We start from the raw sequence: 26,418 nt of genomic DNA, 5'->3' as shown, positions 1-26,418 counted from the left end.
CCAAAATACTACTCTATGGCGACGATATCAAAATTTGAAGATTTAGATATTTGGCAGTTAGCAAGAGCACAGGCAAATGAACTTTGGCAAATATATTCAGTGGGCCTTTTTGCTAAAGACTTTGAACTGAAAAACCAGATCAATGGATCTTCGGGATCCGTTATGGATAATATTGCAGAAGGTTTTGAACGCTCCGGGAATAAAGAATTTATCAATTTCTTAATTATCGCGAAAGCATCTAACGGCGAAGTCAGGTCACAACTTTATAGAGTGTCAGACAGGTTTTATATAACACCAGAAAAATTTGAAGAATTAAAACTAAAATGTGAAAGCTTAAGTAAAAAGATCACCGCTTTTATTAAGTATTTGAAAAACTCAGACAAGAAAGGTTTTCGTTTCAGCTAGTAAAGTAAGCTGTCTTAAAAAAACCTTCAACTTTGAACCTTCAACTTTAAACTTTCAATGAAAATCGACATCCACACACATATCATGCCCGATAAAATGCCCAACTGGGTGCAGCGATTTGGGTATGGCGAATTTATACACCTGGAACACCGCAACTGCAAAGCCTGCATGATGAAAGGTGACAAACTCTTTCGCGAAGTAGAAGAAAATTGTTTTGATGCAGCGGTACGAATAAAAGAAATGAATGATACCGATGTAACGATACAGGTATTATCCACCATTCCCGTTCTGTTCAATTACTGGGCAAAGCCCAATGATGGTTGGGAGACCAGCCGTTTCTTCAACGATCATATAGCAGATACGGTGGTAAAAAACACCCAACGTTTTATAGGCATTGGTACTGTGCCCCTGCAGGATGTGGACCTGGCCATCAAAGAAATGGAACGTTGTGTAACGGAATTAAAAATGCCCGGACTGGAGATCGGCAGTAATATCAATGGTGAAAATTTATCTGATAAAAAATTCTTTCCCTTTTATAAACGTGCCGAAGAACTGGGCTGTGCTTTATTCATCCATCCCTGGGAAATGATGGGAGAAACACAGATGCAAAAATACTGGCTGCCCTGGCTGGTGGGCATGCCGGCCGAAACATCCAGGGCTATCTGCAGCATGATATTTGGCGGTGTGCTGGAAGCATTCCCGAAATTAAGAGTGGCTTTTGCGCATGGCGGCGGCAGTTTCCCATTAACAATAGGGCGTATAGAACATGGTTTTAACGTACGCCCCGACCTAGTAGCGGTAGACAATGCCATCAATCCACGGGATTATATCGGCAAATTCTGGATCGACAGCCTGGTGCATGACGAAAAAGCCATGCAGTATATCATCGACGTAATGGGAGCAGATAAGATATGCCTTGGAAGCGATTATCCATTCCCGTTAGGTGAGCATCACCCTGGAAAACTAGTGGCATCCATGCAGCTGGAGAAAGAACTGGAAGAAAAATTGTTGTATAAAAATGCACAGCAATGGCTGAGCTTAAAAACCACCAACTGATCGTAATATGAAACCAGGCCGCATCATACTTTCAATTGCACTGGCAGTGTTTGCGCTGGCAAGGTTTGCCTCTACCTGCGCAAAAAATGAAGAGCAAAGAATTGTAAGGCAATTCAACAATGGCTGTACATTAATTGAAAACCAGCGGGCCGAGGTATTAACGTTTAGCCCTTATGATAAAGACAGTATTGAATGGATGGCAGTCCGTACCAGGCAACTGAATAATACAGTGGATTCCTGTATAAAATATTACCAGGACATTTATAAACAGGATGAGGACCGTTATAAAGGGTACCTGTCCATTCTGTTTCAATATAAAAAAATGGTATACCTGTACCAGGGATGGGTAAAGTTCAATCGTGATACAGACCCGGAAGAAAAAAAGAAAACCTACAGTTTAAAACTAAATACCTTTCGCACAGAAATAAGGAATGTATTGTTTGAAAAAGATCATAAAGCGATCGAGAATATGCTGAATAGATAGAGTAGCCTAGTCGTTAAATAAATTGGGGTAATCGCTGATGATACCATCCACACCCATCGTTTTCAATTCATCGATCTTGGCTTTGTCATTCACCGTCCACGGAATGATCTGCATGTGCAGCTCGTGGCATTTTTGTATGGTTGCCGCTGTAGCTAACACATAGGCAGGACTGTAAATGGTAGGCGTAAATCCCAGCGCCTTTAATTGTTCATCCAGGCTGCGTTTATCAAAATCTTCTATCAGCATGGCCGTTTTAATAGCGGGATAATGCTGGTGTAAATATTGCAAAGTCCTGAAATCAAAAGACTGTATGATCACCAGGTCTTCCATGCCTTTTTCTTTGATCACCTGCATCAAAAGTTCTACAAATTCAGCAGGTGCAGGATGATAGATATTATCGGTGGCCGGAGTTGTTTTAGTTTCAATGTTGAAATAGGGGAAGGGCCGCCTTCTCGTCATCATATAAGTTTTTACTGCTTCAAAAACATCGGCCAGTAAAGGTTTTACGGCTTTTATTTTTTGCTGTTGCATAAAACGGGGATTGGGTTTCATCCCTACATCATATTTTACAATGGAATCATAGTCCATGGTGAACATGTTGTATTTTTTCTCGTCTTTCGCATCAATAAAACCACCGTCAGGTTTTGTAGTGATATCATGGTTAAAGAAAGGCTCATGTGAAAGAAAAGGCTTTTTGTCTTTGCTGAAGCTGATATCCATTTCAAGCGTATTCACGCCCAGGTCAAGCGCTTTCAGCATAGCGGGAATGGTATTTTCCGGCATCAGGCCCCGGCAGCCGCGGTGGCCCTGTTTATCAAAAGAAGCAGGCGTATTCATTTTTGCAGCAGTTGTTGCAGGAGCAGTTGAATTTTTTTGTGAACTGGCACAGGTGATCAAAAAAAGAACGACCGCCAATAAACTCGTCTGTTTCATACAACAGGGATTGATTTGTTATAAAGATACAGATGCAAAAATTAAGCCGTGCGGCAAAAGCAATTGCCTAACAAAAAAATAACAGTATGAAAACTCATGCTGTTACATATATTTTATTCAGAAAAATTATATCAATACTTCCTGCACCTGCGTAGGTTCCAGGTTGGCATTGCGCATGGCGATAGACCTTACCGCATGACCTGCAAAATCCATAAACGCCTTCCTGCTCACTTCATCATCACTCACCATTGCAGGCACACCGATATCACCACCTTCACGAATACTTTGTACAATAGGGATCTGTCCTAAAAAGCTCAATTCAAATTCATCGGCTAAGTTCTTACCACCATCTTTTCCAAAAATATAATAACGGTTATCCGGCAATTCGGCAGGAGTAAAATAACTCATGTTTTCCACCAGCCCGATAATGGGCACTTTCAGTTGTGCCTGTCCAAACATAGCCACGCCTTTTTTAGCATCAGCCAGGGCCACGGTTTGCGGTGTGGTAACCACGATAACACCTGTAACAGGCACTGTTTGAACAATGGTCAAATGAATATCGCCGGTGCCGGGTGGCATATCTATTACCAGGTAATCCAGCTCGCCCCAGTCCACATCGCCCACAAACTGGCGAATGGCGCTGCTCACCATTGGTCCGCGCCAAACCACGGCCTGTTTTTCATCTATCAGCAAACCAATGCTCATGATCTTGATGCCGAATTTTTCAATGGGAACAATCAAGCCCTTGCCGGTACCATCATCCCTCATCATCGGTCTTTCGCCACGGATGCCAAACATGATGTGCTGGCTGGGTCCGTAAATATCGGCGTCCATCAATCCCACTTTAGCGCCGCCTTCGGCCAGGGCCAATGCAAGGTTGGCGCTTACCGTACTCTTGCCCACACCACCTTTACCACTTACCACGGCAATGATATTTTTAACACCGCCCAGTATGGTCTTGGCATCCTTACGGTTGCTGCTGGTGTTGGAAGTAAAGTTTACTTTTACCACGGCTTCCTTGTTAACCAGCAGTTTAACTGCATTTTCGCTGGCCATCCGCATCATGTCTTTCATAGGGCAGGCAGGGGTGGTCAGCACAATGGTAAATGACACGGCATTACCATCAATATGGATATCTTTTACCATATTTAAAGTCACCAGGTCCTTGCCCAGGTCGGGCTCCTGCACGTTGCTCAATGCCCGCAATATATCCTCGTTAGTCATCGTTCAATTATTTGTTAAAAAACCAATGGAACTGCAAATTTAAATACTCATGCCTTTACTTTGTTATTAATTAGGGAATGTTCTTATTTTTGGATGAGAACTAGTGCGAAGCCAAAGCAAAAAACTTTTATTGATGCGTAGATTTTTACCCATAGTTTTAATTTGTTGCTTTTTTAAACCCGTGCAAACCAAGGCGCAGTTTGAAGCCTTTAAGGATTCTGTAGTACAATTGTACGGCCTGGTGATGACAGCGGATAGTTTAAAAGGCCTGGAGAGTGTGAGCGTGGTGGTAAAAGACCAGAACCGGGGTACTATTACCAACGAAAAAGGTGTTTTCAGCATTGTGGCTTTAAAGGGAGACGTGATAGAATTCAGCAGCGTTGGTTACAAAACCATGTCGGTAACCATACCAAAAAATCTCGACGGCAACCAACAGAGCATTATACAACTGATGGTGAATGATACGGTTTATCTGCCGGCAACCATTATAAAGGCAAGACCGACCAGGGCACAATTTGAAAGAGATTTTTTAAACAATCCTGTGCCCGATGATAATATTGCCATAGCACGAAAAAATAACGACGAAGCCACCCGGCGCATATTGGTAGCCAACATGCCGGTAGATGGTCGTGAGGCCAGCAGCCAGTATTTAAGGCAGGCCAGCACCAAGGCTTATTACGCAGGCCAGATAGCACCACAGAATATCTTCAATCCATTTGCATGGGCCGAGTTCATCAAAGCATGGAAGCGGGGTGACTTTAAAAAGAAAGATACCCGTAGGCCGGTCAACTCAACCACATCGCCCAGCACCACGCCAACGCCCAACGATATTTACAATCCAAGGCATTAGTCCCCTTGCCCCCTAAAAAGGAAAGGGATGAGAGCAGCGAAATTTTAGTAAAGATTACGCAACAGTATTACCTGCAATTTTTATTGCTGTAAATTCGTGCCGCAAAACTATTGCACGGTAATATTCTTCTATGGCATTGCACGATAATATTTTTTTGATAGGCTTTATGGGTAGCGGAAAAACGCACTGGGGCAAACTGTGGGCTGCCGAAAAAGGTATGGAGTTCTTCGACCTGGACGAAATGATCGAGCAGGAAGAGCAAAGAACCATTGCCGCTATTTTTGAACAAAAAGGGGAGGCTTATTTCCGCGATAAAGAAACAAGTACTTTAAAAACATTTGCAGTAAAGAATAATTGCATCATTGCCTGTGGTGGCGGCGCTGCCTGCTTCAATAATAATATGCAGTGGATGAATGAGCATGGTATCACTGTATATCTTTCCGCGACCGCGCCGGATATTTTAAAAAGGGTATTACAGGAAAACGAACAGGAAAAAAGGCCCGTGATAAAAAATATACCTCCGGATAAATTATTGGATTTTATTGAAAACAAACTGCAGGAAAGAGAAATGTATTACAGGCAGAGCAAAATAATTTTACCGGTAAATGACATTACAACGGCCAGCATTCACACAATAAACAGGAGCTTAGTATAATGAATAAGAATTTTCTATTTACAGCAACAATATTGGGAGCGCTAGCAGTGGCGTTGGGTGCATTTGGCGCACATAGTTTAAAAACAATGCTTTCGCAGGAAAGCTTACAGGTATTTGAAACAGCAGTGCGTTACCAGTTTTACCATGTATTTGCATTGCTGGCAGCAGGCGTATTGTATAAAGAATATCCCGGCAAATTATTACAATGGTCGGGCAACCTTTTTATCATAGGGATCATTTTTTTCTCCGGTTCATTGTATGCATTATGCGCTTTGCAGGATCTGCGTTGGTTGGGCGCCATTACTCCTTTAGGTGGTCTTTGTTTTATTGCAGGCTGGATATTAATGGCAATAAGCGTGGCCAGGCGTTAAAAATTATCGATCACCCGGAACAGTGTAACGAGGGTACCGTTATTATTTTCAATGCGGAATTGAATATGCACATCCTCCATTCTTTTTTTCATATTCTTTAAACCATTACCAAACTGGCGCAGTTTATCAAAATCAATACCCTTGCCATTATCCTGAATTTCTAATTTAAGTCCATCGGGCGATTTGGTTAAAGTAATGCTTACATCCGTGGCGCCGGAATGTTTCAGCACATTGTTCAATGCTTCTTTCACCACTAAAAAAACATTTCTTCTTATTTCACCGCTTACCACAATATTGGGAATGTTCTCCGGTAAACTGATATGGCAGTTGATCCCGCTGTTCTCAAAATATTCCAGCGAATAACTCCTGATATACGCCACCATATTACCCAGCGAATCGTTGCTGCTGCTCATACTCCAGATGATGGCGTTCATCTTGTTAAGCAGTTCATTGGCAGACGAGGATATCTTTTCAATTTCAGGAATGGGTTTATCACCAATACGGCTCTTGGCCAATTCGCTGTACAGGCGGATGGTGGTCATACCAGCACCCAGGTCATCATGCATATCGGCGCTGATGCGGTTGCGTTCTTCCTGCTGCGCTTTGATGATGGCGATCTGGTTCTCAAAATCTTTTTTCTTTACATCCAGTTTCAAAGATTCCTGCTCCTGTATCCTTTCCACCAGTTCGCGGCGGTTCTTATAAGTCAATCCTAATAAAAAGAAGGCCAGCGCAAATACCAGTCCTATATCATGATAGAACAGTGCATGATAGAATATTCCCTTCGGTGGAATTTTCATCAGTATGATGGTGAGCGAAATAATGCTGAACACAATAGCAAAAGCGCTGCCGGTGGCGAGGTACCCGATCAACCGGTGTTTTTGCTTGAATGCGATCACAATAAAAGCAATACCGATCACTAAGACGATGATCTTCATCAGGTTTTCCAGCATACGCTCTACCATGTACCAGTCGGTAAAATAATGTATAAAAGTAAAGGCCAGCAAAAGGGCCAGTAAAAACCATTCTTCAACCCGGAATACCGTATCGAGCAGTTTGTAATTGGTTTTGGTATTCAAAAAATGGCGGCAAAAAGCCAGGTAAAAAACATTGCCGGCTATCAGTAAGCAAACATCCAGGTAGCCGTTTAAAAAACTGGTAAAGCTGCCCCAGGATGAACCCAGGTAAGCATAACAAAATACCAGTGTGAACATGCAGAGTGCGTAACCGATATAGTATAAGAATTCTTTTTTGCGGGTAAGAAAATAATTCACGGTCACAAAAAGCACCATGATAAAAAGCATGCCGCCCAATAAAAAGCCCACGCTGCGGATATCCTGTGTACGGCTTTTTACAACCGATTTGTATGTGTTGAGGTAGTGAAAATGTATCAGTTGCGGCCGCACATAATCGTAATCGTGGCGGCAGGGATCCAGCTTTATTATCACTACTCTTTTTTGATTGGGCGCAAGCGAAAGATCGCAAAAACCATACTTCGATCCGTCACCGGCATATTGCAAACGGTTGTCCGGCGTACGGTCGTAAAAAATAATATTATCAAACATGGAGCCCGGAAAAACAGAGACCGTATCGGCCAGGCTGCTGCTGTTGTATAAAGCAATCTGCAGGTAGAAATATCTTGATACCAGCCTCGGGGGAATATTGGATTTATAATTGAACTGTGCCAACGGCACAAATTTTTGCTGCAGCAGGTTGGAGGTGTTGGCAGCATTATTACTGTCGATGAAAACCTGCGTGTATTTTATCAGCATGGCCGAATCCCTGATGCTGGCAATATCTACATAACTGCTGTCGGGCAATTGCTGGCAAAAAGCTGTAAGCCGCAGAGCAACTAAAAGGGCTATTAAGAAAAGTCTCTTAAGCATCGGGCAGTTTGTGATCAAACCTACAATTTTTTTTAATATAAATAACAGGTTGTGGCCATTTGCCATGCTGTACAGTAATGCTTTTCTTTATCTTTGTTGCTAATGGCAAGTAAATCTAAATCTGTAAAAACAAAGGCAGAAGATCCCGGCAAGCTGAAGCAGGAAAAGGAAGAAACTGTGGAAGTAAAACAGTTGCTGAAGGATGAGCGTACCCACAAGATCACCGGCAGCGTGTTGCTGCTGATATCGATCCTGCTTTTTGTTGCTTTTACATCCTACCTTTTTACCTGGGCCGAAGACCAGGATAAATTCAGCTACCGCATGCTGCTGGCCAATGATATAAAAGTGCAGAACCTGCTCGGCACCTTTGGCGCATTTCTTTCAGAAATATTTGTACGCAAAGGTTTTGGCATAGCCAGTTATCTTTTCTGCACCTTTTTCTTTGTAACCGGCGTGAATTTATTTTTTGGAAAAAAAGTTTTTTCGGTATCAAGAAATATAAAATACCTGGTGGTGGGGCTGCCATTATTAAGCGTGGCGGCATCGGTGATATTCAATTTTACCAAACAGGATTTTCCCTGGGGTGGCGCTGCAGGCGACCTGGTAAGGGACTGGATGTACCGTACCATCGGGCAGGTGGGCACTATTGGTGTTTTAGCAGTGGCTGTGCTGTCTTACATCATCTGGCGTTTCAACCCTGTGTTTAAACTGCCTTCAAAAAAAGATATTCTGCCACCTGCCATCAACAGTAACATCGATACAGAAACAGCAGTAGTAAAAGCGCCAACAGAAGAAGCGGCTGTAGCTGAAAATACCGATGCCATTGCAGCAACAAAAGGCAATGCATTAAAAGGCGATGGTAATGTCCTGATCACACCGCCTGTGGTCAACGCCGGTCACGATCATGAAATTACATTGATAGAAAAAGAACCGGAAGAAGAATTGGAAGAAGAAGAGGAGGAGGAAGAAGAAGAAGAGATCATATTACCACCGGTAGTGGAAACAAAACCGGTAATAACACCGAAAATAAAAACACCGGAAATATCAGGGCTGGAGCTGGAAATAAAAACTGTTCCAGATAAAGTGGCGGAAGAAGTGGAAGAAGGGCCGGTTACTGCTGCAAAAGTAGCCGCTTCAAAACCTTATGACCCGATACTCGACCTGCGGGATTACAAATACCCCACCATCGATCTATTAGAGAATCATGGCAGCGAAAAAATTGTACAGGACGCCAATGAACTGGAGAATAACAAGAACCAGATCATCAACACGCTGAAGAATTATGATATCAATATCCAGAAGATATCGGCAACCGTAGGGCCTACGGTTACTTTGTACGAGATCATACCGGCGGCGGGTGTACGCATTTCCCGTATCAAGAACCTGGAAGATGATATTGCTCTGAGCCTGGCAGCATTGGGCATCCGTATCATTGCGCCTATACCCGGTAAAGGCACCATTGGTATTGAAGTACCTAATGCAAAGAAAACAGTGGTAAGTATGAAGACCTTACTGTCTTCAGAAAAATTCCAGAACAATAATTTTTCATTACCCATCGCAATTGGTAAAAAGATCGATAACGAGAATTTTATCGTGGATCTTTCCAGCATGCCGCACTTATTAATGGCGGGTGCTACCGGCCAGGGTAAATCAGTTGGGTTGAATGCGATATTGGTTTCGTTACTGTATAAAAAACATCCATCGCAATTAAAATTTGTATTGGTAGATCCTAAAAAAGTGGAGCTGAGTATTTATAAAGCAATAGAAAAACACTTTTTGGCAAAACTGCCGGGAGAAGAAGATGCGATCATCACCGATACTAAAAAAGTGGTGCATACATTGAATGCGTTGTGTATAGAAATGGATAACCGCTACGATCTTTTAAAAGAAGCCGGTTGCCGTAACATAAGAGAGTACAACGAAAAATTTGCCGCAAGAAAACTTAACCCTGAAAAAGGGCACCAGTTCTTGCCGTTTATCGTATTGGTGGTGGATGAATTTGCCGACCTGATCATGACAGCCGGTAAAGAAGTGGAAATGCCGATCGCACGTTTGGCGCAGCTTGCCCGTGCCGTGGGTATACATTTGATCATTGCTACGCAAAGGCCATCGGTGAATATTATTACCGGTACTATCAAAGCCAACTTCCCTGCACGTATCGCATTTAAAGTGAGCAGCAAGATCGATAGCCGTACTATTTTGGATGCCGGTGGCGCAGAGCAATTGATCGGTAAGGGAGATATGCTCATCAGTTATAATGGGGAATTAGTGCGTTTGCAATGCGCCTTTGTAGATACACCCGAAGTGGATAAGATCGTGGATTTTATCGGCGAACAAAGAGGCTACCCGCAGGCATTTTTATTACCTGAATATATTGATGAAAAAGAGCTGGAATCCAAGGGCACCGATCTTGCCGACAGGGATTCTTTATTTGAAGATGCAGCAAGATTGATCGTGGCCAGCCAGGTGGGCAGCACTTCTTTATTACAACGCAGAATGAAACTGGGCTACAACCGTGCCGGTCGCTTAATGGATCAGCTGGAAGCCGCAGGAGTAGTAGGCACCAACCAGGGCAGCAAGGCCAGGGATGTACTCATTAAAACCGAAGCAGATCTGCAACAGATATTTGATACGTTAATTTAAAAATACAGGTTACGGGTTTGGATGTTACGGGTTACGAGTTAAACAGCCCGCAACCCGTAACTCTTAACTCGTAACTTTCTTTCATGTCTAAATTCCTCATCGTTGGTCTCGGTAATATCGGCAGCGAATACGCCAACACCCGTCATAATATAGGTTTTGATGTAGTGAACGCATTTGTAAAAAAACATGGCGGCGATTTCAGGGTAGACAAGCAGGCTTATGTAGCCGAAGTAAAATTCAAAGGCAAACCGGTCATCTGCATTTGCCCTACCACCTACATGAACCTGAGCGGCAAAGCATTTAAATACTGGATGGATAAAGAAAAAGTGGCGCTGGAAAATACCCTCACCATCCTGGACGATGTGGCCCTGCCATTGAACAAGATACGCCTGCGCTCCGGCGGCAGCCCCGGAGGCCACAATGGGCTAAAAAGCATACAGGAAATGACCAGTACCGATGCTTATCCCAAACTGCGGTTTGGAGTGGGCAATAACTACCCAAAAGGCATGCAGGCCGACTTTGTACTGGGCAAATGGCTGAAGGCGGAGGAGCCCCAGGTACTCCGGAAAATAGCGGTTTGTGTAGATATTATAGAAAGTTTTATTGCAACCGGCATCGACAGAACCATGAGCGCCTTTAATAACCTGTCCATCGAGTAATAAGCAGCAAATCAATGCCTATAGGCTCACATTGTTGTTTTTTATATCCTTATTACCTATATTCGCTGCTGAAACCTATCCCTCTAAAAAAGCACTAAATGAAGATAATTTGTGTAGGCCGCAATTATGCGGACCATGCCAAGGAGCTTGGCAACGACATACCCGAGGAGCCGGTAATATTCATGAAGCCGAAAAGTGCATTGCTGCAGAGCCATACACCTTTCTACTACCCGGAATTCAGCAACGAACTGCACTATGAATGTGAGCTGGTTTTGCGTGTGTGCAAGAATGGTAAATACATACAGGAAAGGCATGCTTCAAATTATTACAACGGTATCACTGTCGGTATCGATTTTACCGCCAGGGATATTCAGGACGAACTGAAAAAGAAAGGATTACCTTGGGAAAAGGCAAAAGCATTTGACAATTCCGCAGCCGTGGGCAAATTTGTGGATGTAACACCCGCCCTCAACCGGAAAAATATCAATTTTACTTTTTACAAGAATAAAGAACTGGTGCAAACCGGCAATTCCGGCAATATGATCTTCAGCATCGATTCTCTTATTTCACATATCTCCAATTATTTTTCATTGAACATCGGCGACCTGATATTTACAGGTACACCAGCTGGTGTAGGCGAATGCGTGGTAGGCGATGTGCTGGAAGCATTTTTGGAAAAAGACAACCTGTTAACAGTAGAAGTTAAGTAAACCGAATATTCTATTCGGCCACACATAAAATAATTACATCCCGGCTTTGCCGGGATTTTTTTTTGCCACGGATTACACGGATTTTCACGGATTACTTTGGTTAAAAAAACTTTTGTTTATGTTTTTGTATTTAATCCGTGAAAATCCGTGTAATCCGTGGCCCCTCCAATCTGCGGCTAACCAAAATAATTCTACATTTGAAAGATGATTGCAAACGGAATTTTATTAAAAGCCTACCGCCTGATGTGCACTGCAAAAACAATGGCGGACACCTACGAAGCCAACCGGCAAACCTGTAAATATGTACACTCCACCAGTCGTGGCCACGAAGCCATACAGCTGGCCGCTGCTTTTCAATTGCTGCCCTGCGATTATGTAAGTCCTTATTACAGGGATGAAAGCATTTTGCTGGGCCTTGGTTTTACACCTTACCAGTTAATGTTGCAATTGCTGGCCAAAGGCAGCGATATATTTACCGGTGGGCGGGAATATTATTCGCATCCCAATTATAAAGGCGACGATAAACCGAATATCATACACCAAAGCAGCGCCACCGGCATGCAGGCCATACCCACTACCGGTGTGGCACAGGGGATAAAATACCTGGAGAAATTAAAAGTTAATGGTACAGAGTTGACAGACACAAGTACTCCACCGGTAGTCATTTGTTCGCTGGGTGATGCGTCGGTTACAGAAGGGGAAGTAAGCGAAGCCTTCCAGTTTGCAGCATTGCACCAGTTGCCGATCATTTTTTTAGTGCAGGATAATAGCTGGGGCATCAGTGTAACATCCGACGAAGCAAGAACCACCAATGCCAGTGAAATGGTGAAAGGATTAAAAGGTATTAAAAGGATCAGTATCGATGGCAGTGATTTTTTTCAAAGCTATGAAGTGATGCAGAACGTGGTGGAAGAAGTGCGTAAAGAAAGGCATCCCTTTTTAGTACACGCCAAAGTGCCCTTGTTGGGCCACCACACCAGTGGCGTACGCAAAGAATTTTACAGAACGGCAGAAGACCTGGCCAAACATGCAATAGACGACCCCGGCCCCAAACTGCGCCGGCGCCTGCTCGAAATGGGTATTACAGAAGAAGAATTACTGCAAATAGAAAAAGAAGCTGCAGCACAGGTGGTCAGTGATTTCCAGGGGGCTATAGCTGCCCCTGAACCAGATCCTTCAACGGTAACACAATTTGTATTTGCACCTACCCCTGTAACTGAAGAAAAAGGGGAGCGCAGCCCCGCCGGAAAAGAAAAAATATTAATGGTGGATGCCGGCTTATTTGCCATCAGGGAGATCATGGAGCAATATCCGGAAGCATTATTGTATGGACAGGATGTGGGGCGCAGGCTGGGCGGCGTTTTCCGCGAAGCAGCCACGCTTGCCGAACAGTTTGGCGATCATCGTGTATTCAACACCGCTATACAGGAAGCCTACATCATTGGCAGCACGGTGGGCATGAGTGCCGTGGGGCTAAAACCCATTGTGGAAGTGCAGTTTGCCGATTACATCTATCCCGGGCTCAACCAACTGGTAACAGAAATAAGCAAGAGCTGCTATTTAAGCTGCGGCAAATACCCGGTACAAACGCTGATAAGGGTGCCTATTGGCGCTTATGGTGGTGGCGGGCCTTACCACAGCGGCAGTATTGAAACAACCCTGCTCTCCATAAAAGGCATTAAAGTGGTATACCCCTCCAATGCGGCGGATATGAAGGGCTTGATGAAGGCCGCCTTCCTCGATCCCAACCCGGTGGTGATGCTGGAGCATAAAGGCTTGTACTGGAGCAAAGTGCCGGGCACCGAAGATGGAAAGGCCACAGAACCTGCGGCAGATTATATACTTCCATTGGGCAAAGCCAACACCGTACTGCAGGCGGAAGAAAAATACATTGCCGGGGGCGAAAGCTGTTGTGTGATCACTTATGGTATGGGCGTATACTGGGCAAAAGCAGCCGCAAAGAACTTTACCGGGAAGGTGGAAATAATAGACCTGCGTACCCTGTTCCCGCTGGATGAAACACTCGTATTTGCCGCGGTACAAAAACACGGCAAATGTTTGATAGTGACCGAAGAACAGCAGAATAATTCCTTCGCCGAAGCACTGGCGGGCAGGATCAGCAAAGCCTGTTTTAAATACCTGGATGCCGCGGTGGAAGTGATAGGCGCCCTCAATTTACCGGCCGTACCCATGAATATCGGCCTGGAAAAAGAAATGTTACCGAATGCAGAGAAGGTTGCAGCAAGACTTCAGCAATTGCTTATAAACTAAAAAGCCCTCGTTAAAGGGCTTTTTGTACCGGGGAGCAGACTTGAACTGCCGACCTCAGGGTTATGAATCCTGTGCTCTAACCAGCTGAGCTACCCCGGCATCCGTTTCCACTAAATAAGTGGGGTGCAAAAGTACAGGATTAGGGGCAATTTCTGAAATCAAATTATAATAAAATGGCTGTAAACTGTAATTACCTCACCATGAGGCTTGTCTCACGAAATATATACCCTAAGAATAAAGCTGATCTCAAATAAGCGCCTTCAACATATAATATATTGCTTTGTTCCGTAGGAACATCTCATCGGTAGAAAAACAAACAACGTTTGTTTTCAGCGTTCCGTAGGAACGCATCGTGTTAATTGAGACGAAATATAAAAACCGGTTCCCGGCATAAAAAATCATTTCTCAAACACCACCGTATCCGTATCTGCGCCCATCTTTTGTAAAATACCCGTGATATCGCTTACCATTTTATCCGGTCCGCATACATAAAAATGTTTGGAAACATCCTTCACATGTGATTTTAAAAAATCCTCGTTAATGGTGGCATTGATATAACCCGACTTCTCTTCCCGGCTCAAAATAAAAATGGCCATATCGCCCAGCAATTGTTTTAATTCTTTGGCATAAATAACATCGGCTGCAGTTTTGTTGGAAAAGAAAAGCGTGTTACCGGCAAGCTGCTTTCTTTCGTGCAGGTCTCTCAATATGGCAATAAAAGGAGTAATGCCGGCACCGCCTGCAATAAAATAACCGGGGCCTTTATATTCAATAGCGCCCCAGGCATCTTCAATGATCAATTGATCGCCGGGTTGCAACTGGTGCAGTTTATCGGTAATGCCATGATGGTCGGCATATCGTTTAATGGTAAACTCCAGGTAGGGCGCATTAGGCAAGGCCGTAAAAGTAAAGGGGCGCTTTTCATCTTCTAATCCCGGTTGGTTAATAGCCACATCCGTGGCCTGGCCGGGCGAAAAATGAAAGCCGGAAGGTTTGGAAAGCCGGAAACATTTTATATCATGTGTTACCTGCTGAATGTCGGAAATGGTTACAATATTTTTCATCGTGTTATTTTTAAAATGGATCGATACAGTTTGAAGCAACAAAACCCGTTCCTCTTTCAAAACCAATGGAAAGATAACAAACCTGTGGGTTTATTTGTTGCGGGATCAAAGGGGGAAGGTTTTTTGTTATATTTATATCCAACTCAAAAAGTATGAAAAAACAACTGCGGATCCTGGTAATAATATTTGTATGCAGCGCCGGAAATATACAGGCACAAAAAACGGCGCCAGCCAGCCTGTACAGCCAGACCAGCGAAATGGCCAATACAATGATACAGTATGATGCCGATAAAGAAAGTATCATTCGTTTTTATTCCACCAGTGGCACCGGTGATGAATGGTGGCGGCAGCAGAACTCGGGTTATAATTCGCCGGAACGGCGCCGGCGCTTGCTGGAGTTGATAAATGATTACCTGCAGCAACTGGAAAAAATAGATTTTGCTAAAATGAGCATCAACGGTAAAGTAGATTATTTACTTTTTAAAAGAGATGTGGAAGATGATAAATATAGATTGAATGAAGAATCAAAACTGTATACAAAGGTGGAATCGTTCCTGCCATTTTCCGACAGGATATTTGCCCTGGAAAAACCGCGGCGCAGGGGAGCAGCGGTAGATGGCCAGGCAACTGCCAAAGAATTGAATGATATCAACAAAGAAATTACCGGCGCCATTAATAAATTAAAAGCAGCAGATAGTTTGGAAACAACGCAGGCCAATTATGCAGCCGAAGCGGTAAAAGGATTACAGGGTGCATTAAAAAATTATTATAATTTCTATAATGGCTACGATCCGTTATTTACCTGGTGGGTGCCCAAAACCTATACAGAAACCGATAGCCTGTTGAAACTGTATGGAGCAGCGTTGAAGAAAAAAGGAAAAATCAGCAGCTCTCAAAAAGATGATGGCAGCGGTATTATCGGCAACCCTATCGGGCACGATGAACTGGTACGGCAATTAAAATTGGAGTTCATTGATTATTCGCCCGAAGAACTGGTGGAAATTGCCAATAAAGAATTTGCCTGGTGCGATGCAGAATTGTTAAAAGCGTCGCAGGCCATGGGCTTTGGCAATAACTGGAAGGCAGCGCAGGAAAAAGTAAAAACTTCGTTTGTGCCTGCAGGTAAGCAACCGGAAGCAATGTTCGACCTGTATAAGCAATCGGTGGATTTTTTAAAGAAGAACGATCTGGTCACCATACCGCCGCTGGCAGAAGAAGACTGGAGTATGTACATGATGTCGCCGGACCGGCAGCGGGTAAATCCTTTTTTCCTGGGTGGCGAGTCGCTCATTATTTCTTATCCCACCAATACCATGACCTACGATGAAAAGATGATGAGCATGCGGGGCAATAATCCTGATTTTTCCCGTGCTACGGTACACCACGAACTGATAGCAGGCCATCACCTGCAATCGTATATGAATGACCGTTATAAGACCTATCGCCATTTTGGTACACCCTTTTGGGTGGAAGGAAATTCCCTGTACTGGGAAATGTTGTTATGGGATCTGAAATTTCCTGAAACACCCGAAGAAAAGATAGGCATGCTGTTCTGGCGCATGCATCGTTGTGCCCGGATAATATTTTCATTGAATTATCACCTGGGCAAATGGACACCACAGCAATGCATTGATTTTTTAGTGGACCGTGTGGGGCATGAACGTGCCAACGCAGAGGGAGAAGTGCGCAGGTCGTTTACAGGCGGCTACGGGCCACTGTACCAGATAGCGTATATGATCGGTGGCCTGGAATTCATGGCGTTAAAGAAAGAATTGGTGGATACACACAAAATGACGTATAAGCAATATCACGATGCGATATTGCACGAGAACCAGTTACCCATAGAAATGTTACGGGCAATTCTTACAGAACAACCATTGACCAGGAATTACGAAACCAGCTGGCGTTTTTATAAATAATGTAACAGGTAAAAAAAGCGTGGATGCATTGCTGACAGTTGTTTTGGGGTTAAATAAAATAATGTTTGTAGTAGACGATCATGCAAGACAGATACTGATAATTATGATAGCAACAACGCATACAATAATTGCAACCACCTGCAGCAGCCGGTATATCATCAATGCCATCATCCTGTGTTTTTGATCTTCTTCATACTCCATATTGCATAAAGAGATACCACGATGACAAAAATTGTTGCCTTAAATAAAAACTTGTTTTGAAAAAAATTACGAGAAGAAAAAAGATATTTATTTTTTACCAGCGATAGCATTTTTTTGTTTGATAACACCGGCTGCCTTTGTATAGCCGCCTTCTGCACCATCCACGAAATGGATATGCTGCTGGTGAATATCTTTTACATAACACGACATTACAGATTCCTTACTTACGTAAAGGCCATAAATTATTTCGCCGGTCATTTCCATATGGTCCAGCGCAGTCTCCAGTTGTGCACGCTGCTGTGCATTGCCCGAGATCACGGTGTTGATCCTTCCGTCGATGATGAGTGTATCCGACATGTCGATCAATGAATGCAGGTAGACTTTACCTTTTTTTGTTTTAAAATAAAGATAACCCAGCGAGGTCCTGATCCAGGTGTTCAAAACATTCAATGGCCGGAAGCCACCCATACGGGCACGGACCTCCAGCCCTATTTTTGAAAGCGCAGTACTGAGTTTAAGCATACCCACACTGATAGGTTTGCAGAGCCTGTGGTATACCATAAATGGAATCAATATGATCCATTACTTTTTTAAAAACCACTGCCTGTTGAGCACCTTTGGTGGCAAGTACCAATAAACTAATTACTTCAAGCGTATTGGCAGGCGGCTTTATCCTGTCCCACCGGCATTGCATACCACTCAGGTCAGGTTGCCTGTTTGCCGGCTTGGGCGTTGCAAATTTATATCCTTCACTCTTGATCTTTTTTTCTGCATAAGTAAGTCCATCGCCCAGCAGCACGGGTATTACAAACTGACCGGAAGTGCGGAGCTTGCTGATGAGCAGTGCATGCTGCTGTGCATAAATATCTGCAACAGGCACATGGCCTACACGAAGATCGAGATTGAAATTTGTTTTTGCATTTTCGCTATGCGCAAGCAGCGCTTCCATGGCTGCATCCAGCAGGCTTTGCGGGATAATAAAAGAGGCGCCATCCCCGCCAAAGAAAAATGGTACCGTTATGTTGGCCTTGTAAGCGATATTAAGCACTGCCACAATACTGCCCGTGGCAACAAGATTAATGATCTGGTGCAGACCAGAAAGAATAGCGGCAGTGGAATTCTTTACATCCGTTATCACCACATGCCAGTTGCCCGGGATATGAAAAAATAAGTGCTCTTCGGTAAAAAGATCACTGAGCGGAATTTCATTTACCGGTAACCGGGAATAGAAAAGGTCATTATTCTTGGTATCCATAATGGCGCCCTGCTGCTAATTTGTACGCTTAAAATTGCAATTTTATTTTCACAATTCATAGGGGAGGAGATCAGTAAAAAAAGAAACGAGATATGAAGAAACAGGATTTACGAAGTGTGCCAAAATTTTACAACTATATAAGGGCATATTTAACAATAAAAAAACAGTGGCCCGCTGTTATAAGGCGGGCCACTGCAGGAGTAAAATCAACTGTGAAAAACAGTAGTTATGCAGCAGAAAGTTCAAATCTCACCAGTTCTGTATTCTTCTCATCATAAATAATTAACTGGGGTTTTGCAGTAGTAGCTGTATAATTAAATACGATCGAATTGGGCTGCGTGGTAAAATTGGCGATCTCAGTCCCGTCGATCTTTAGTTTAAGAACGCGGTTATCAAAACCGGTACCGCTCAGTACCACATTTACTGCCTGGTTCAGTGGCAGTGTGGCAGGATTACAGCTGGTGATCTTTACCTTAGGCAATTCCAGTGGGTTGGGCCTTGCCGTGCTCGTTTGAAAGATAACAGCAAACACTTCTTTTAATTTCTGCGTGGCCATATCAGTAAATAAGCCTGCCAGTATAGCAATGGCTACAACCCCGTATAAGTTTACACTGGCCGTGGCTTCGCCGGAATTTAAAAAGCCTGCACGGAAAATTATATATACACCAACTGCTAAAGCCGATGCAGTGAATGGTTTTACAAAATACCATAGCACCCAGCTCCGTTTAAACTTACCCGCCCCAATAAAATTGGTGAAAGAAGAGGCGATATGGATCAGGTTGCCCAAAAAACCACCCAACGCCACCAGTAAAAGGATCAGTGTATTCAGGTCGATGGTGCAACCGATAGATTTTTTACAGGATTGTGTTTGCATGATATTCACCCTAATAGAGTCAGTTATTTTTTTGGCCTTTCCGAGCGAATCTTTATTTGAAACTGCATTAGTATCAACCACAACAGTAACAGCAGGGCTGTCTTTTTTGACAATAACGGCATTGCGTGGAATAAAAAATACACTGGTATCGCTGTTATCTCTTCCTTCTGCTCCCAGGTAGGTAATGTGAAACCATTTGTAATGATACTTGGTGCAGGTATTAGGCCCCTGTGGTGGCATCTTATCGGGCCAGTGTGCAATGATCGCAATAATGGCAAAAACAGTAATAAGCACCAATACGATCCCTGACAGTCTCTTGCCCCATTCCCCAATCTCATTTCCACTTGAATCAGTTTCATAAACAGGATTTCCGTTGGAATCGAGAACGGGATTACCGCTTGCATCTTTCTTAATGGACATAGTTGAAAGTTTAAGATTATAAATTGAATGATAAAGCAAGATCAGGTGGGACGAACAATGGTATTTGAAAGATAGTTGGAGTAGTGTGCAGCTGTATCAAAGTACGCTGTTACAGTGTTGCTGCACAAAATAGCAGGAAGTTGTAATTATTGCAAGGGTCAATTCACCTTTTTTTGCAGGAAGAAAATAAGTAGGAACCACATTTTTGTATAGTAAATAACGAAATGCAGGCAATAAAAAGGGACACAGCGGTAACTTACAAGGCGACCCCGGGGCTATTATAATAGGATGTTACAGCTTCCTGTCCTGTATAATTGGGACCGCTGGTATCATCCGCACCAATATAATGAAGGCCAAAATTGACAACAGCTGCGCCTTCTTTTTTTATTATCCTGCTTTTATTGTTATAGGTAATACCCGATCGCTTAAAAAAATCACTAAGCCACTGACCAGAGTTTTTATTATTGATGATGATATTGTTAAGGTCAAGATTGCCTATAAAAACACCATCGCTGCTCAAAGCATTGATGGCATTCTCCAAAAATTTTAATTTATCACCCAGGTAATGTATGCCATGCACGCAGGTGATAAGATCATATTTTTGACGCGGTACATAATTTACAACAGCTGCTGTTTCAAAACTGATACAACTGAACTTTTCATTTATATTAGGAAAGGTATCCAGCAGGTCAACTCCTTTTAAATGTATTTTTTGTTCAAGACCTTTATCATAAAAATATGCAGCAATCTGTACAAGTGCATTGCCTTCTCCGCAACACAAATCAAGCCAGGAAGTGTTTCCATTGGATTTGATACGGGACGCTAAAAAATCTTCCGGCTTAAAATTAAATTCCTGTTCATAACTGTTGATGCCACTGGCATTCCGCTGCCGGTTCATACGTGAGTTGGCAACAACAGGAGACCATATTAATTTATCTTCTGGGAGAAGTGGCGTCATGACTTAAAAAATAATTATTGAAATTCATTTGAATAAAAATCCCGGCAATACTATTTGCCGGGATCTGAAATATTTATCCTTTCCACTTAACTTTTTTCAGCAAAATACTGGTGAAAATAAGGGATGGTCTCAATGCCTTTATAAAAATTCTCCAAATTGAATTTTTCATTGGGGCTATGCAGGTTATCACTGTCCAGTCCAAAACCCATGAAGACGATCTTTATTCCCAGTTCTTTTTCAAACAAAGCGCAGATGGGGATACTGCCACCGCCACGTACCGGTATCGGTGTTTTACCAAAAGTGGTTTCCATCGCCTTGGCGGCAGCTTTATAAGCCTTACTGTCAATAGGTGTCATATAAGGCTCACCACCATGATGCAATGCAGCCTTTACGGTAACATAAGGCGGCGCAATTTTCTGCAGGTGATTTATGAGTATCTCTGTTATCTTATCAGAAGTTTGATTAGGCACCAGCCTTGCAGATATTTTTGCAAACGCTTTGGAAGGCAACACCGTTTTTGCACCTTCACCGGTATAACCACCCCAGATACCGTTCAGCTCCAGTGTAGGGCGGATACCTGTTCTTTCATTGGTGCTGAAACCTTTTTCGCCCCACAGTTCTTTTACGCCCAGGTCATCTTTATATTCCTGTTCATCAAAAGGTGCCAGTGCCATCAGCTTCCTCTCTTCATCGGTAGCAACTGCCACATCATCATAAAAACCCGGAATGGTGATATGATTATTTTCATCGTGCAGCGAAGCGATCATTTTTGCTAAAATGGTAATGGGGTTTGCAACAGCGCCACCATATACACCACTGTGCAGGTCGCGGTTAGGGCCGGTTACTTCCACTTCAATATAACTCAGGCCACGTACACCAATATCAATGCTGGGTGTATCCAAACTGATCATCGCACTGTCGCTGATCAATACACAATCCGCCTTTAATAATTCTTTATGAGTGGAAACAAATTTTCCAAGATTGGGAGAACCCACTTCTTCTTCACCTTCAATACAGAATTTGATATTACTGTTCAAAGAATTTGTTTTTACCAAGGTCTCCAAAGCTTTTACGTGCATGTAAAATTGTCCTTTATCATCGCAGCTGCCCCTTGCATAAATTTTACCATCTTTGATCAATGGATCAAAAGGGCCACTGTTCCATAATTCCAGCGGATCGGCAGGCTGTACATCATAGTGGCCGTACACGAGTACAGTTGGTTTGGAGGGATCAACAATTTTTTCTCCGTATACTAAAGGGTGTCCGTCAGTTGGATATATTTCTGCTTTATCAGCACCCGCTTCTAGCAATCTTGCTTTAACAGCTTCTGCACATTTAAGCATATCATTTTTGTGTTCGCTTTTTGCACTGATACTTGGTATGCGCAACAGCTCCAGCAGCTCATTTAAAAAACGATCTTTATGCTGCGATTGGTAATCTTTCCAGGCTTGCATTTGAGTTATGAATTATAAGTTATTAATAACAATTATGGGTTACGAAAGTAGGTTTTTTTAATGTAAATCTTTTTACCAAAATTTTATATAACCGGTAGTTTTTGTAAAGTGCAATCCCTTTAAATTTGCCTCAGATTGTTTGTCAATTTATCAGCCTTTGTCTTAGTTGCATTTATTGGTGAGTGCTTCTTGGTCAAAGGCTGAGCCAATTCAGGAAGTACCCATTCTTTGCCGCTGACTTATCAAAGCAAACAGGAGATATATAAGGATCAATAATACCAGCAACCATTTTACAGAAGCACACAGAGCGGTGAACAGATAAATACTGTCATTGCCCCTGGCGCTTAATGTTTGCAGCATACCCAGGTTCTCTCCAATATCCAGTACACCGGCAGCAATGGCCGTTTTAGAAAGAAAGATGCCTGCAGTATGTTTCCAGTGAGTGGTAATGAATTTTTTGCTGAGTGTTTTACAAGCTGCAAAAAAGAAGGAAGCATAAAAGAGGATAAAAACAAAATCCCACATCGTATTATTTTCCGCTACATCATCCAGCCCATCGGCGCTTTGCAATTGCCAGGCAGTAGCAATAATATTTACCTTTTCAGTGTTGTAGGCAAATTCCAGGTCAATAATACCGTGTGGTGTTTGCGGAGTTTTTAAAGGAGCTCCGTTGATCGTCATAAAAACAGCCATTGCTAAAGTGCCGGTAAGCAACAATAACAATGGCCATTGTTTCATATCTAAAAGATTTTAGAGCTTTTCAAAACGCTGCTGTACAAAATCCCAGTTCACCACGTTCCACCAGTTCTCAATATAATCTGCTCTTTTATTCTGGTACTTTAAATAATAAGCATGCTCCCACACATCCAGGCCCAGTAAAGGAGTGCCTTTAATATCACTGATGTCCATCAAAGGATTATCCTGGTTAGGTGAGCTGCCGATCTTTAAGGTTTTAGCAGCATCCACGTACAACCATGCCCAGCCGCTGCCAAAACGGTTCTTACCGGCATCGCCAAATTGTTTTTTGAATTCGGCAAATGAAGTAAAGGTTTTATCAATAGCCGCTGCCAGTTTTCCTGTGGGCGCATTATTGTCTTTTTTAGCACGCATACATTGCCAGAACAATTCGTGGTTATAATGTCCGCCACCATTATTGCGCATTTTAGGAGAGAACTTAGAGATCTTTGCCAGCACATCTTCCAGTGGTTTGCTTACATCCACTGCTTCAGCTGCTGCAGCTTCTTTAAGATTTTTTGCATAAGTGGCGGCATGCTTACTGTAATGTATCTCCATCGTCATAGCATCGATCACATTTTCCAGTGCATCATATTTATAAGGCAGTGGTTGCTGATCGTAATTAGTAAATATCAAATGCTTTGAATAATTATTGGCGGTAGTGTCGTTTGGGATCAATGATCCTGCAGCGCTTAATCCAATACTTACTGCAATAGCGCCTTTGGCAGAGTCGGCAATGAATGCCCTGCGGCTTTTATATTTTGAAGACATGATAAATTTAATTTACAGGTTGAACTGATTTTTTTTGTTTCCTAAATGTACCGAAAATGCTGCTGAATCTTTTAAAAAACCGGTTGTAAAATTCCTTATTGAACAATTGCGAATCGTGCATGGCCTTATAGGTTAAAAATATACCCACCGGTACCAGCACAAATATCGATAACCACATGCCTGTAAAAGGAGCGGTGATCTCTTCTTTCACAAATTTCTCGCCAAACATATTCAGCAGGTGAAAGATGAGGAAGAACACAATGGCCACTACCAGCGGCATGCCTAACCCGCCTTTGCGGATGATAGAACCCAAAGGAGCGCCGATAAAAAACAATACCAGGCAGGCAAGCGATAAAGAGAATTTGCGGTGCCATTCCAGTTTGTGGAATTTAATATCGCTTTCCCTTGCATTGATATCGGTAATATTATTCTGGATGGTATTACGCATAAAAGTAGCCATGTTAATGGCAGATTCATAGGCACTGAAACGGGCCGTATCAGGAATGAGTTTATTGATACTGTCGGCATGCGCAATAGTAACACTGTTCTTTTTCCAAACACTGTCATTCAGCGCAAGATAATGTGTATAGCCGCTCATTTCCCTCGCCATTCTTTTGTGCAATGTGTCATCTAATTTGCGCAGCGAATCAATGCCGATATCCAGTTGGCGGATACTCTTCATCTTAAAATTATTCTTATAAAGATCTTCAGAAGTATTCTGTTTTTGCAGGGCGCTCAGGTCGAATAATTTTTTGAAGGTTTTAAAACCGAGCCTTACATATTCTGTGGCAGTATCACCAAAATTGCCCCTTTCCTGGTAGCGGTAGCCATTCTGCAGGTTGAACTCCAGGAATTTTTTATCGGCAGAAGTCTGCATAATACCCGATTCTGCCACAATACAATTATCCTGCATCGTATTGCTCTGGTCGTAGATCAGTACATTGTGGATCGTTTTTCCATCGGCCTCTTTTTTGCCCACTTTAATGGCATAGCCGGGTATATGGGTATAGAACACCCCTTCTTTAAGATCGAGTGCCGGCTTTTTATACACAATATCATTGTACAGCGTGGTGGATTTTAGGTATGCCACCGGTATTAGATAATTGGCAAAAATAAAAGTAACACCGCAAAGGATTAATGCCACAAACAACAACGGCCGCATAAAACGAAGCAGGGAGATACCCGAAGATTTAATGGCCACCAGTTCAAAACTTTCGCCCAGGTTACCAAAGGTCATGATGGAAGACAGCAGGATGGCAATGGGCATGGCCAGCATCAGCAGGGTGGCGCTCATATACCAGATGAATTTGCCGATGGTCCAGAAGTCAAGTCCTTTGCCCACCAGGTCATCAATATACTTCCACAAGGTTTGCATCAGCAAAATGAACAGGGTAATAAAAAAGGTTGCAATGAACGGCCCCAGGAAAGATTTAATAATAAGCTTGTCTAATTTCTTCATGGTACACCCTGCGCCCCGTAATAACGAAGCTGTTAAAAGTTATTTGTAAATTGTATTACATTATGACTGATACATCAAAATTAACGCTTTCTGATGGGGAAATGCAACTGGTATGCAATACGGACTGGATTTTAACGAAACATAAAATCATCGATAAAGTATACGGCCTTTTGGGAAACCTTGCAACAGCTATGCAACATAAAATAACAGCGGCGGATGGGATATTGCCACCGGCTGTACTGGCAGCGCCGCCCAAAATTGCCAAAGGAGAAAATTACCGCCAACTGCCCTATGTTATACTCGATTATCCCCGCTGTTTTGAAAAGGAAAATATTTTTGCCATCCGTACCATGTTCTGGTGGGGCAATTTTTTCAGTTGCACACTGCATGTATCAGGCAGCTATAAAACGATGTTTGAACATGCAATTTTGGAAAATATACAACTGCTGCAGCAAAATGATTTTTACATCTGCACCGGCAGCGATGAATGGCAGCATCATTTTGAAGCAGGTAATTACAGGCCGGTAAATGATTATGATGCGGTTGCATTTAAAACAATACTGCAACAACAGCACTTTATAAAAGTGGCTGCAAAATTCCCTTTACAGCAATGGAGCGCAATGGAAGTAATGCTGGAAAAATCTTTCCTGGATATTATTCAAATACTGAAGAACTAACTGCCTATACGATGGAAAAGGTCCTTGATCTGGTATTCCCACAACTGGCTCTGGTCTTTAATATCTTTTTTTTCTGCAAAATCCTTTATCACCAAAATGGTTTGATTGGTTACTTCTGATTTTTCAATGCTCCATTCAAAATATTCACCCTTTGGCATATGCGCCCAGTGAAAACGCACAAACTTATCTTCTTCGCTTTCCACCAGCTCTGCCTTATCAGTAGTGCCATTCCATGAAAAACTAAAAATGCCATCTCGCTCGTCAACTTTATCTGCAAACCATTCCTGCAATCCTGCAGGTGTGCTTAAAAATTCGTACAATATGCCAGGTGAACATCTAACCGGGTATTCTAATGTAAATAATACTTTTTTACTCATCCTAATATTTTATATATCCTTTCAACCCTGCAATAATAATAAAATAATCTTCGCAACAAAATATTTGCAGGCTTATTTTACCCATACTTATCAACATGTTTAGTTGC

The 26,418-nt window shown here is 42.8% G+C and carries 26 protein-coding genes and 1 tRNA gene; 13 read left to right on the top strand and 14 right to left on the bottom strand.

What is annotated here, in order from left to right:
- Window positions 1–15 precede the first annotated feature (15 nt).
- Genes QM738_RS17495 through QM738_RS17485 form a run of 3 tightly spaced genes read left to right on the top strand, consistent with a single transcriptional unit; the run spans window position 16 to window position 1,945 of the window.
- Window positions 16–405, top strand: coding sequence for a four helix bundle protein (locus QM738_RS17495; protein ID WP_462278019.1), 390 nt, complete (start codon window positions 16–18; stop codon window positions 403–405).
- Window positions 406–462: 57 nt separating this feature from the next.
- A complete protein-coding gene (locus tag QM738_RS17490) occupies window positions 463–1,461 on the top strand; it encodes an amidohydrolase family protein (RefSeq protein ID WP_462278018.1) in 999 nt (332 codons plus the stop codon).
- A 7-nt stretch (window positions 1,462–1,468) separates the two neighbouring features.
- Window positions 1,469–1,945, top strand: a complete 477-nt coding sequence (locus QM738_RS17485) for a hypothetical protein (RefSeq protein WP_462278017.1) — start codon at window positions 1,469–1,471, stop codon at window positions 1,943–1,945.
- A 6-nt stretch (window positions 1,946–1,951) separates the two neighbouring features.
- Here QM738_RS17485 and QM738_RS17480 read toward each other — a convergent pair whose 3' ends face one another.
- Both QM738_RS17480 and QM738_RS17475 read right to left on the bottom strand, forming a co-directional pair.
- Complete coding sequence (locus QM738_RS17480; RefSeq protein ID WP_462278016.1) at window positions 1,952–2,878, bottom strand: glycerophosphodiester phosphodiesterase family protein; 927 nt, start codon at window positions 2,876–2,878, stop codon at window positions 1,952–1,954.
- A gap of 126 nt (window positions 2,879–3,004) precedes the next feature.
- Window positions 3,005–4,102 carry an Mrp/NBP35 family ATP-binding protein gene (locus QM738_RS17475; protein ID WP_462278015.1) on the bottom strand — a complete coding sequence of 366 codons (1,098 nt, stop codon included), beginning with the start codon at window positions 4,100–4,102 and terminating at the stop codon, window positions 3,005–3,007.
- A 133-nt stretch (window positions 4,103–4,235) separates the two neighbouring features.
- Between QM738_RS17475 and QM738_RS17470 the strand changes: the two genes are divergently transcribed.
- The 3 genes from QM738_RS17470 to QM738_RS17460 all read left to right on the top strand — a co-directional run bounded on the left by QM738_RS17470 (window position 4,236) and on the right by QM738_RS17460 (window position 5,978).
- Window positions 4,236–4,952: a carboxypeptidase-like regulatory domain-containing protein gene (locus QM738_RS17470; RefSeq protein ID WP_462278014.1), complete on the top strand. Its 717-nt coding sequence runs from the start codon at window positions 4,236–4,238 to the stop codon at window positions 4,950–4,952.
- A 130-nt stretch (window positions 4,953–5,082) separates the two neighbouring features.
- Window positions 5,083–5,607 carry a shikimate kinase gene (locus QM738_RS17465; RefSeq protein WP_462278013.1) on the top strand — a complete coding sequence of 175 codons (525 nt, stop codon included), beginning with the start codon at window positions 5,083–5,085 and terminating at the stop codon, window positions 5,605–5,607.
- Entirely contained in the window at window positions 5,607–5,978 is a 372-nt protein-coding gene (locus tag QM738_RS17460) for a DUF423 domain-containing protein (RefSeq protein WP_462278012.1), read from the top strand. Before QM738_RS17465 ends, QM738_RS17460 begins: the two co-directional genes overlap by 1 nt.
- Here QM738_RS17460 and QM738_RS17455 read toward each other — a convergent pair.
- A complete protein-coding gene (locus QM738_RS17455; protein WP_462278011.1) occupies window positions 5,975–7,864 on the bottom strand; it encodes a sensor histidine kinase in 1,890 nt (629 codons plus the stop codon). The genes QM738_RS17460 and QM738_RS17455 overlap by 4 nt on opposite strands.
- 102 nt (window positions 7,865–7,966) lie before the next feature.
- Between QM738_RS17455 and QM738_RS17450 the strand changes: the two genes are divergently transcribed.
- The 4 genes from QM738_RS17450 to QM738_RS17435 all read left to right on the top strand — a co-directional run bounded on the left by QM738_RS17450 (window position 7,967) and on the right by QM738_RS17435 (window position 14,147).
- Window positions 7,967–10,507 carry an FtsK/SpoIIIE family DNA translocase gene (locus QM738_RS17450; RefSeq protein ID WP_462278010.1) on the top strand — a complete coding sequence of 847 codons (2,541 nt, stop codon included), beginning with the start codon at window positions 7,967–7,969 and terminating at the stop codon, window positions 10,505–10,507.
- A gap of 83 nt (window positions 10,508–10,590) precedes the next feature.
- Window positions 10,591–11,166: an aminoacyl-tRNA hydrolase gene (pth, locus tag QM738_RS17445; protein WP_462278009.1), complete on the top strand. Its 576-nt coding sequence runs from the start codon at window positions 10,591–10,593 to the stop codon at window positions 11,164–11,166.
- A gap of 98 nt (window positions 11,167–11,264) precedes the next feature.
- Window positions 11,265–11,876: a fumarylacetoacetate hydrolase family protein gene (locus QM738_RS17440; RefSeq protein ID WP_462278008.1), complete on the top strand. Its 612-nt coding sequence runs from the start codon at window positions 11,265–11,267 to the stop codon at window positions 11,874–11,876.
- A gap of 204 nt (window positions 11,877–12,080) precedes the next feature.
- Entirely contained in the window at window positions 12,081–14,147 is a 2,067-nt protein-coding gene (locus QM738_RS17435; protein WP_462278007.1) for an alpha-ketoacid dehydrogenase subunit alpha/beta, read from the top strand.
- A gap of 25 nt (window positions 14,148–14,172) precedes the next feature.
- Here QM738_RS17435 and QM738_RS17430 read toward each other — a convergent pair.
- Window positions 14,173–14,246 (bottom strand) — tRNA-Met (locus tag QM738_RS17430).
- A 299-nt stretch (window positions 14,247–14,545) separates the two neighbouring features.
- Window positions 14,546–15,211, bottom strand: coding sequence for an FAD-binding oxidoreductase (locus QM738_RS17425; RefSeq protein WP_462278006.1), 666 nt, complete (start codon window positions 15,209–15,211; stop codon window positions 14,546–14,548).
- A 152-nt stretch (window positions 15,212–15,363) separates the two neighbouring features.
- On the opposite strand from QM738_RS17425, the gene QM738_RS17420 reads away from it, so the two are divergent.
- Window positions 15,364–17,130 carry a DUF885 family protein gene (locus QM738_RS17420; protein ID WP_462278005.1) on the top strand — a complete coding sequence of 589 codons (1,767 nt, stop codon included), beginning with the start codon at window positions 15,364–15,366 and terminating at the stop codon, window positions 17,128–17,130.
- Window positions 17,131–17,191: 61 nt separating this feature from the next.
- On the top strand, window positions 17,192–17,314 hold the full coding sequence (locus QM738_RS17415; protein ID WP_462278004.1) for a hypothetical protein: 123 nt from the start codon (window positions 17,192–17,194) through the stop codon (window positions 17,312–17,314).
- Window positions 17,315–17,418: 104 nt separating this feature from the next.
- On the opposite strand, the gene QM738_RS17410 is transcribed toward QM738_RS17415, so the two are convergent.
- From QM738_RS17410 to QM738_RS17375, 8 genes are all read right to left on the bottom strand, one after another.
- Window positions 17,419–17,853 (bottom strand): DUF3095 family protein, encoded by a 435-nt coding sequence (locus QM738_RS17410; protein WP_462278003.1) that lies wholly within the window; start codon window positions 17,851–17,853, stop codon window positions 17,419–17,421.
- Window positions 17,846–18,586, bottom strand: coding sequence for a DUF3095 family protein (locus QM738_RS17405; protein WP_462278002.1), 741 nt, complete (start codon window positions 18,584–18,586; stop codon window positions 17,846–17,848). The genes QM738_RS17410 and QM738_RS17405 overlap by 8 nt, the downstream gene beginning before the upstream one ends.
- A gap of 226 nt (window positions 18,587–18,812) precedes the next feature.
- Window positions 18,813–19,880: an IPT/TIG domain-containing protein gene (locus QM738_RS17400; RefSeq protein ID WP_462278001.1), complete on the bottom strand. Its 1,068-nt coding sequence runs from the start codon at window positions 19,878–19,880 to the stop codon at window positions 18,813–18,815.
- A 256-nt stretch (window positions 19,881–20,136) separates the two neighbouring features.
- Window positions 20,137–20,838 carry a methyltransferase domain-containing protein gene (locus QM738_RS17395; protein WP_462278000.1) on the bottom strand — a complete coding sequence of 234 codons (702 nt, stop codon included), beginning with the start codon at window positions 20,836–20,838 and terminating at the stop codon, window positions 20,137–20,139.
- 86 nt (window positions 20,839–20,924) lie between these two features.
- Complete coding sequence (locus QM738_RS17390; RefSeq protein WP_462277999.1) at window positions 20,925–22,292, bottom strand: dipeptidase; 1,368 nt, start codon at window positions 22,290–22,292, stop codon at window positions 20,925–20,927.
- A 210-nt stretch (window positions 22,293–22,502) separates the two neighbouring features.
- The gene (locus QM738_RS17385) at window positions 22,503–23,030 is read right to left on the bottom strand and encodes a hypothetical protein (RefSeq protein ID WP_462277998.1); all 528 of its coding nucleotides are present in this window, start codon (window positions 23,028–23,030) and stop codon (window positions 22,503–22,505) included.
- A 12-nt stretch (window positions 23,031–23,042) separates the two neighbouring features.
- Window positions 23,043–23,798: a superoxide dismutase gene (locus QM738_RS17380; RefSeq protein ID WP_462277997.1), complete on the bottom strand. Its 756-nt coding sequence runs from the start codon at window positions 23,796–23,798 to the stop codon at window positions 23,043–23,045.
- Between the two features lie 7 nt (window positions 23,799–23,805).
- Window positions 23,806–25,257 carry an LptF/LptG family permease gene (locus QM738_RS17375; protein ID WP_462277996.1) on the bottom strand — a complete coding sequence of 484 codons (1,452 nt, stop codon included), beginning with the start codon at window positions 25,255–25,257 and terminating at the stop codon, window positions 23,806–23,808.
- Between the two features lie 62 nt (window positions 25,258–25,319).
- Between QM738_RS17375 and QM738_RS17370 the strand changes: the two genes are divergently transcribed.
- A complete protein-coding gene (locus tag QM738_RS17370) occupies window positions 25,320–25,934 on the top strand; it encodes a hypothetical protein (protein ID WP_462277995.1) in 615 nt (204 codons plus the stop codon).
- Here the strand turns inward: QM738_RS17370 and QM738_RS17365 are convergent.
- On the bottom strand, window positions 25,931–26,311 hold the full coding sequence (locus tag QM738_RS17365; protein WP_462277994.1) for an START-like domain-containing protein: 381 nt from the start codon (window positions 26,309–26,311) through the stop codon (window positions 25,931–25,933). The two genes, QM738_RS17370 and QM738_RS17365, sit on opposite strands and share 4 nt — an antisense overlap.
- Window positions 26,312–26,418: the final 107 nt, after the last annotated feature.

Origin of the sequence: Ferruginibacter sp. (assembly GCF_049840995.1) — a bacterium.
GTDB lineage: Bacteria > Bacteroidota > Bacteroidia > Chitinophagales > Chitinophagaceae > Ferruginibacter.
The sequence above is the reverse complement of the archived record's forward strand: the minus strand, read 5'-3'. Positions and strand labels throughout refer to the sequence as shown.

Excerpts from the sequence above, each read along its gene's own strand:
- QM738_RS17495 (WP_462278019.1), top strand. The coding sequence starts at position 16 with ATGGCGACGATATCAAAATTTGAAGATTTAGATATTTGGCAGTTAGCA.
- QM738_RS17490 (WP_462278018.1), top strand. The coding sequence starts at position 463 with ATGAAAATCGACATCCACACACATATCATGCCCGATAAAATGCCCAAC.
- QM738_RS17485 (WP_462278017.1), top strand. The coding sequence starts at position 1,469 with ATGAAACCAGGCCGCATCATACTTTCAATTGCACTGGCAGTGTTTGCG.
- QM738_RS17480 (WP_462278016.1), bottom strand. The coding sequence starts at position 2,878 with ATGAAACAGACGAGTTTATTGGCGGTCGTTCTTTTTTTGATCACCTGT.
- QM738_RS17475 (WP_462278015.1), bottom strand. The coding sequence starts at position 4,102 with ATGACTAACGAGGATATATTGCGGGCATTGAGCAACGTGCAGGAGCCC.
- QM738_RS17470 (WP_462278014.1), top strand. The coding sequence starts at position 4,236 with ATGCGTAGATTTTTACCCATAGTTTTAATTTGTTGCTTTTTTAAACCC.
- QM738_RS17465 (WP_462278013.1), top strand. The coding sequence starts at position 5,083 with ATGGCATTGCACGATAATATTTTTTTGATAGGCTTTATGGGTAGCGGA.
- QM738_RS17460 (WP_462278012.1), top strand. The coding sequence starts at position 5,607 with ATGAATAAGAATTTTCTATTTACAGCAACAATATTGGGAGCGCTAGCA.
- QM738_RS17455 (WP_462278011.1), bottom strand. The coding sequence starts at position 7,864 with ATGCTTAAGAGACTTTTCTTAATAGCCCTTTTAGTTGCTCTGCGGCTT.
- QM738_RS17450 (WP_462278010.1), top strand. The coding sequence starts at position 7,967 with ATGGCAAGTAAATCTAAATCTGTAAAAACAAAGGCAGAAGATCCCGGC.
- pth (WP_462278009.1), top strand. The coding sequence starts at position 10,591 with ATGTCTAAATTCCTCATCGTTGGTCTCGGTAATATCGGCAGCGAATAC.
- QM738_RS17440 (WP_462278008.1), top strand. The coding sequence starts at position 11,265 with ATGAAGATAATTTGTGTAGGCCGCAATTATGCGGACCATGCCAAGGAG.
- QM738_RS17435 (WP_462278007.1), top strand. The coding sequence starts at position 12,081 with ATGATTGCAAACGGAATTTTATTAAAAGCCTACCGCCTGATGTGCACT.
- QM738_RS17425 (WP_462278006.1), bottom strand. The coding sequence starts at position 15,211 with ATGAAAAATATTGTAACCATTTCCGACATTCAGCAGGTAACACATGAT.
- QM738_RS17420 (WP_462278005.1), top strand. The coding sequence starts at position 15,364 with ATGAAAAAACAACTGCGGATCCTGGTAATAATATTTGTATGCAGCGCC.
- QM738_RS17415 (WP_462278004.1), top strand. The coding sequence starts at position 17,192 with ATGTTTGTAGTAGACGATCATGCAAGACAGATACTGATAATTATGATA.
- QM738_RS17410 (WP_462278003.1), bottom strand. The coding sequence starts at position 17,853 with ATGCTTAAACTCAGTACTGCGCTTTCAAAAATAGGGCTGGAGGTCCGT.
- QM738_RS17405 (WP_462278002.1), bottom strand. The coding sequence starts at position 18,586 with ATGGATACCAAGAATAATGACCTTTTCTATTCCCGGTTACCGGTAAAT.
- QM738_RS17400 (WP_462278001.1), bottom strand. The coding sequence starts at position 19,880 with ATGTCCATTAAGAAAGATGCAAGCGGTAATCCCGTTCTCGATTCCAAC.
- QM738_RS17395 (WP_462278000.1), bottom strand. The coding sequence starts at position 20,838 with ATGACGCCACTTCTCCCAGAAGATAAATTAATATGGTCTCCTGTTGTT.
- QM738_RS17390 (WP_462277999.1), bottom strand. The coding sequence starts at position 22,292 with ATGCAAGCCTGGAAAGATTACCAATCGCAGCATAAAGATCGTTTTTTA.
- QM738_RS17385 (WP_462277998.1), bottom strand. The coding sequence starts at position 23,030 with ATGAAACAATGGCCATTGTTATTGTTGCTTACCGGCACTTTAGCAATG.
- QM738_RS17380 (WP_462277997.1), bottom strand. The coding sequence starts at position 23,798 with ATGTCTTCAAAATATAAAAGCCGCAGGGCATTCATTGCCGACTCTGCC.
- QM738_RS17375 (WP_462277996.1), bottom strand. The coding sequence starts at position 25,257 with ATGAAGAAATTAGACAAGCTTATTATTAAATCTTTCCTGGGGCCGTTC.
- QM738_RS17370 (WP_462277995.1), top strand. The coding sequence starts at position 25,320 with ATGACTGATACATCAAAATTAACGCTTTCTGATGGGGAAATGCAACTG.
- QM738_RS17365 (WP_462277994.1), bottom strand. The coding sequence starts at position 26,311 with ATGAGTAAAAAAGTATTATTTACATTAGAATACCCGGTTAGATGTTCA.